Here is a 5,576-nt window from a genome sequence, read left to right as displayed (position 1 = left end):
GGCAGCGGCACCAGCCAGTCGCCGTTGACGCGGGCGCGACCGGCAAAGGCGCCGAAATGCGTTTCGCCGACGCCCCAGCCATTGAGGATCACCCTGTCGCCCTTGCGCCAGTCGGCATGCGAGGAGGAGATCACCGTACCAGCGAAATCGATGCCCGGCACCAGCGGCCAGCGGCGGATGACCGGCGCCTTGCCGGTGATGGCCAGCCCATCCTTGTAGTTGACCGTCGTCGCCTCGACGGCGACGGTGACGTCGCCCTCCAACAGTTCGGCTTCGGTGAGGTTGATGACCGCGACCGACTGCTTCTTGTCGGCGTCGCGCGAAACGAGGATGGCTTTGAAGGTTTCGGACACTTTTTTCTCCCCGGTTGTGCGGTGCCTGGACTGTGCGGCGGCGGCTGCGCGCGGTCAATCTTGCGAGGGCTTGGGCTCGCGCCGCCAGCCGACAAATTCGTCGAAGAGGACAAGCGCGGCACCGACCGAGATGAAGGCGTCCGCTAGGTTGAATACGGCGAAGGACCAAACCGGCGTGTGGAACAATATGTAGTCGATGACGTGGCCGTAGACGGCGCGGTCGATCAGGTTGCCGAGAGCGCCGCCGATGATCAGTGCAAAGCCAATCCTGGCAAGCACATGGCCCGCCGGCGTGCGCGTTGCGAGGTAGAGCACGAAGGCGACGACGAGGACGGCGATCACCACCAGGCCGGTATCGCCGAAAGACTGGAACATCGAGAAGGCGATGCCCGTGTTGTAGGTGCGGAACAGCGCCAGGAAAGGCAAAAGATCGACCTTCTCCTGAAAGGCGAGGCCGCCCTCCACCAACTGCTTGATCCACTGGTCGAGCGCAATGGCGACGACGACCAGCAGGCAATAGGGGGACCAGAACCTCACGATTTGATGCCCTCTTGTTTGACCATGATCTTGTCCGAAAACCGGACGCCGCCATTTGGGATCATGGTCTAGTCCGGCCCCAGCTTCAGCGCGCCGCGGCGGATCTCGAACAGCATGATGCCGGTGGCGACCGCCAGGTTGAGCGAATCGGCGCGGCCGGCCTGCGGAATCCTGAGCAGCCGGTCGCAGCTTTCGGCAAGGCTGTCGGGCAGGCCCTGCTGCTCGTTGCCCATCAAAAGCAGCACCGGTCCCCTGGTGAAATCGACTGAGCGATAGTCAACCGCGCCCTTCAGATGCGTGCCGGCGACGAGGCCCGGAAACCCCTTGCGCCAGGCAAGGAAAGCCTCCGGCGTCGCCCTGGCGACCGGCACGGCGAAGATCGAGCCCATGGTGGCGCGCACGGTCTCGACGGCAAAGGGGTCGGTGGTGTCGCCGACCAGGATGACGCCCTTGGCGCCGACCGCATCGACGGTGCGGATGACGGTGCCGAGATTGCCGGGGTCGCGCACCCGGTCGAGCGCCACCCAGACGTCGCCGTCCGAAGCGCGGATATCCTTCAGCGGCAGGACCCTCTGGGCAAAGACCCCAACCACCATTTGCGGGTTGTCGCGGCGGGTGATCGCCGCCAGCACCTTCTCCGAGACTTCGAGCACGGTGCCGCCAGCGGCGACGGTGCGCGCCGCGACCTTCTCCACCGCCGCGTTGCCGCGTCCGGCCTTGGCAAAGACCAGCGTCTTGATCGACCAGCCGAGGTCGAGCGCGTCGATGACCAGCTTCAGGCCTTCGGCCATGAAGGCGTTCTGCTGTTCGCGGAATTTTTTCAGCGCCAGCGCCTTGATGTCCTTGACCAGCGGGTTGGCGAGGCTGGTGACTTCCTTCACCTGGCCGACGGCGCGCGAGCTCTCATAAGCGTTCATTCAAGCTACCCAGCGCGAGAACAGCGAGGTCGACAGCGCGCGGCCGGCGGATTTTTCGCGGATGATCAACTCGCCCGATTCGACCGTGCCACCCATGCCGGCGAAAGTATCGCGCATCAGGGCATGGATGGCGAAGAAGGAGGCGCGGATCGAATAGGCGGTCAGCACGACGGCAAGCGGCTTCGGCGTCAGGATCGAGCGGCAGAGGTCGGTCAGGCCGGGCAGGTCGTCGAACAATTGCCAGACCTCGCCCTTCGGTCCGCGCCCATAGGCCGGCGGATCGAACAGCACGATGTCGTAGCGGCTGCCGCGGCGCTCCTCGCGCTCGGCGAATTTCACGGCGTCCTCGACGATCCAGCGGATCGGCTTGCTGCCGAGCCCCGCCATCTCCTGGTTTTCCCGGGCCCAGCCTATGGCCTTCTTGGACGCATCGACATGGGTGACCTCGGCGCCGGCGCGCGCCGCGACCAGCGAGGCGAGGCCGGTATAACCGAACAAGTTCAGTACCTTGACCGGCCGTTTGGCCGCCATGATCAGCCCAGCCATGTGATCCCAGTGGGAGGCCTGTTCGGGAAACACGCCGACATGGCGAAACGAGGTGAAGCGGCCAAGATAGTCGATGCCGTCATGCTTCATCGGCCAGGTTTCGCCGAGCGGCGTTTTTGGGAAGCGCCAGCGGCCGATGCCTTCCTCGTCGGTGTCGCCAGTGAAGATGGCATCGGCGCGCTCCCAGTCCCTGGCCGGCTGCGCCCTTTGCCAGATCGCCTGACCCTCCGGCCGCACGATGCGGTAGGGGCCATACTGCTCGAGTTTTTGGCCCGAGCCGCTATCCAGCAGGGCGTAGTCGGCATTGGGCGCCACTTCGAGGATCAGCGGCAGCCGCTCTGCAGGCAGCAAGCCATCGCGGCGCGAAAGGATGCGCGGCGCAGATTTGGGCTCGGATCGCTCCTGCGTCTTTGCCTCATGCCGTTCGCCTGACCTTATCTGTGGTCGCGATGCCGTGTGCTCCTGGCGCGGCCGCGCGTGTTCGGCCCCGCCCTTTGCGGGCGGACGGTTGTCGCGGCGTTTGTCGCGAAAAGACTTCAAGCAGGAGGGTCTCCGGGCTGAGTGGCCGCTTTTTGGCATGAGGGGCGCGGCGGTGCAACAAGCGATGACGGTCATGCTGTGGCTGCCACGGACTTGTGTTTTTGCGCGTTTCGTCTATGAGGGCCGCCTTGTTGTTTCTGGAATGGGAGCGAAAGATGACGAACATCTTCACAGCGCACCCCGCAGGGGTTCCGGCGTAAGCCAGCGTCTTGGTGGCTGCCGCCGGTCGAACGGATGCCTGAAGGCGTCCGACTCCGGACCTGTATCCAGAAGTGTTCCATCATGGGCAATCTTATCGGGGGCCTTAGCCCCTCTACGTCGCGCGCCGTGCCGGCTGCGCATATCCAGCATTGTTTTTCGCCGCAGACATGGATCGAGGGCGCGGCGCTCGAGCAACTCAGGAACGTCGCGGCCTTGCCCGGCGTCACCTCGGTTGCGGCCTTTCCAGACCTGCACCCCGGCAAATACGGCCCGACCGGTATCGCCGTGTTGTCGCAGCGCTTGCACCCGCAACTGATCGGCAACGACATCGGCTGCGGCATGTCGCTGTTTGAACTCGACCTGCCGCTGCGCAAGCTCAGAATCGACAAGGCTGCCGAGCGTCTGCGCCGGATCGAAGCCGAGGATGTCTTCGATCCGGCCGAGGCACTTGGCCGTTCGGATCTGCCGCCGGATCTCTATCCCGGGGCTCTGGGCACGATCGGCGGCGGCAACCATTTTTGCGAGCTGCAGGCGGTCGATGAGACAATCGACGCCGCTGGCGAAAGCCTGTTCGACCGCCAGAAACTCTATCTGCTGGTGCATTCCGGCTCGCGCGGCCTCGGCGCGGTTGTCTTCGGGCAGATGCTCGATCGCCAATCCGCGATCACCGCCGGGCTCGATCCCGACAGCGCGGACGGCATTCACTGGCGCCGCCAGCATGATGTCTGCGTCGCCTGGGCCTCGCTCAACCGCAGCCTGATCGCGGAGCGCGCGGCAAGCGTGCTGAAAAGCGATGTTCGGCTGGTCGCTGACATCCCGCACAACCTTGTGCGCGAACGGGTTGGCGGCTTTGTGCACCACAAGGGTTCGGCTGCGGTTGCTGCCGGAGACATCGCGCCGATCGCCGGGTCGCGGGCAAGCCTAAGCTATGTCGTGCAGGTCCTCGACGCCACCGGTTCGTCGCTGGGCGGAATTTCGCACGGCGCCGGCCGCAAATACGACCGCGCCACGATGCATGGCCGCGCCGGCCGCAACAGGTCGGAGCGCGACGCGCTGTTGCGAAACGGCTGGGGCGGGCAACTGATCTGCGATGACCGCAATTTGGTTATCGAGGAAGCAGCGTCCGCCTACAAGGATGCCGGCCAGGTGGTGCGGGACCTCGCCGAGGCAGGCCTGGTGCTGGCGCTGGCAGCGATGAAGCCGCTGGTCACCTACAAGAAGGCCTTCGAAGGCCCCTCCGACCGCACGCGCAGCAAACCGATCCGCAACCGCCAGGGAAGGAGGGACCGCCATGCCCGCGATTGATCTTCTGGTCACCTCGGGCAGCGGTCCGGCGGAATGCCGCGTCGCGCTGATGGCGCTGATTGGCATCATCGAAGCCGAGGCCGACAGGCGCGGCTGCACGACCGATGTCACCTTCGGCCACAGGCCGGATCGGCACGGCGCCAAATCCGCGCTGCTCGGTCTCGAAGGCGCGAACGCCGCCGCGCTGGCGGCGGAATATTGCGGCACCGTCAAATTCGTCTTCAAGAGCCCGGTGCGCTCGGGACACAAACGCCAGAACTGGTTTGTCGGCGTGAAGGCGGTGGATCTGACGGCGGCAGTGCCAGCCGAGGCTTCGATCGCACCCTGCGACGTGCGCATCGAAACGCTGCGCGCCGGCGGTCCTGGCGGCCAACATCAGAACACCACCGACAGTGCGGTGCGCGCCGTCCATCTGCCAACAGGCATCGTGGTGACGGCACGCAACGAGCGCTCGCAACACCGCAACAAGGCAATCGCGCTGCGACGGCTGGAAGCGATGCTGCGGGTTCTCGCCGATCGCGATGCCGAACAGTCGAAGGCGGAAATCTTCATCGCCAACAAGGCGCTGGAGCGCGGCAACGAGGTCAAGGTGTTTCGCCTCTGACCGAACATCTCCGAGCGAAGTGGGCGCGGCCGAGTCGCCGGATGTGGATCGTCCCGGCTTCCTGCCGCGCCCATGCGGTTCTATCGTGGATTTGGCCCCAAGTCCCGAGAATCATGTCCCGTTCCGAACGCCTGCTCGACCTGATCCAGATCCTGCGCCGTCATCGTCGGCCGGTCAGTGGCCGCACGCTTGCCGGTGAAATGGGTGTCTCCATCCGAACGCTGTATCGCGACATCGCGACGCTGCAGGGGCAGGGCGCGCCGATCGAGGGCGAGGCGGGGCTGGGCTATGTGCTGAAACCTGGATTCATGCTGCCGCCGCTGATGTTCACCGATGAGGAGATCGAAGCGATCGTGCTCGGGTCGCGCTGGGTCGCCAAGCAGCCGGATGCGAGGCTTTCGGCGGCGGCGACCGATGCGCTTGCCAAGATCGCGGCCGTGCTGCCGGCCGATCTGCGCGAGGATCTCGATGCCACCACGCTGCTCGTCGGTCCGAGCGCCGAGGCCACCGAGGGCATCGACCTCAGCCTGGTGCGCCAAGCCATCCGCGACGAACGCAAGCTCGGTTTCCTCT

At 65.4% G+C, this 5,576-nt stretch carries 7 protein-coding genes; 3 read left to right on the top strand and 4 right to left on the bottom strand.

From position 1 onward, the window contains the following. From EN745_RS28765 to EN745_RS28750, 4 genes are all read right to left on the bottom strand, one after another. On the bottom strand, positions 1–353 hold a 353-nt coding region (locus tag EN745_RS28765), incomplete at its 3' end, for an alcohol dehydrogenase catalytic domain-containing protein (RefSeq protein WP_148669377.1). A gap of 54 nt (positions 354–407) precedes the next feature. Next, positions 408–890, bottom strand: a complete 483-nt coding sequence (lspA, locus tag EN745_RS28760; protein WP_126058288.1) for a signal peptidase II — start codon at positions 888–890, stop codon at positions 408–410. Between the two features lie 68 nt (positions 891–958). Next, positions 959–1,807 carry an RNA methyltransferase gene (locus tag EN745_RS28755; RefSeq protein ID WP_126058289.1) on the bottom strand — a complete coding sequence of 283 codons (849 nt, stop codon included), beginning with the start codon at positions 1,805–1,807 and terminating at the stop codon, positions 959–961. Beyond that, on the bottom strand, positions 1,808–2,893 hold the full coding sequence (locus EN745_RS28750) for a class I SAM-dependent rRNA methyltransferase (protein WP_127422802.1): 1,086 nt from the start codon (positions 2,891–2,893) through the stop codon (positions 1,808–1,810). Between the two features lie 282 nt (positions 2,894–3,175). On the opposite strand from EN745_RS28750, the gene EN745_RS28745 reads away from it, so the two are divergent. The 3 genes from EN745_RS28745 to EN745_RS28735 all read left to right on the top strand — a co-directional run. Next, positions 3,176–4,399 carry an RNA ligase RtcB family protein gene (locus EN745_RS28745; protein ID WP_126058291.1) on the top strand — a complete coding sequence of 408 codons (1,224 nt, stop codon included), beginning with the start codon at positions 3,176–3,178 and terminating at the stop codon, positions 4,397–4,399. After that, positions 4,386–5,003: a peptide chain release factor H gene (gene prfH, locus EN745_RS28740; protein ID WP_127422801.1), complete on the top strand. Its 618-nt coding sequence runs from the start codon at positions 4,386–4,388 to the stop codon at positions 5,001–5,003. Before EN745_RS28745 ends, prfH begins: the two co-directional genes overlap by 14 nt. Positions 5,004–5,116: 113 nt before the next feature. Further along, positions 5,117–5,576, top strand: a 460-nt coding sequence (locus EN745_RS28735; protein ID WP_145992176.1) for a YafY family protein, incomplete at its 3' end; no start/stop codon positions are given.

This window comes from Mesorhizobium sp. M4A.F.Ca.ET.022.05.2.1 (assembly GCF_003998845.1).
Taxonomy (GTDB): domain Bacteria; phylum Pseudomonadota; class Alphaproteobacteria; order Rhizobiales; family Rhizobiaceae; genus Mesorhizobium.
This window is presented reverse-complemented; position numbering and strand designations above follow the sequence as displayed.

Coding starts and splice junctions, on each gene's coding strand:
- EN745_RS28745 (WP_126058291.1), top strand. CDS start 3,176: ATGGGCAATCTTATCGGGGGCCTTAGCCCCTCTACGTCGCGCGCCGTG.
- prfH (WP_127422801.1), top strand. CDS start 4,386: ATGCCCGCGATTGATCTTCTGGTCACCTCGGGCAGCGGTCCGGCGGAA.
- EN745_RS28755 (WP_126058289.1), bottom strand. CDS start 1,807: ATGAACGCTTATGAGAGCTCGCGCGCCGTCGGCCAGGTGAAGGAAGTC.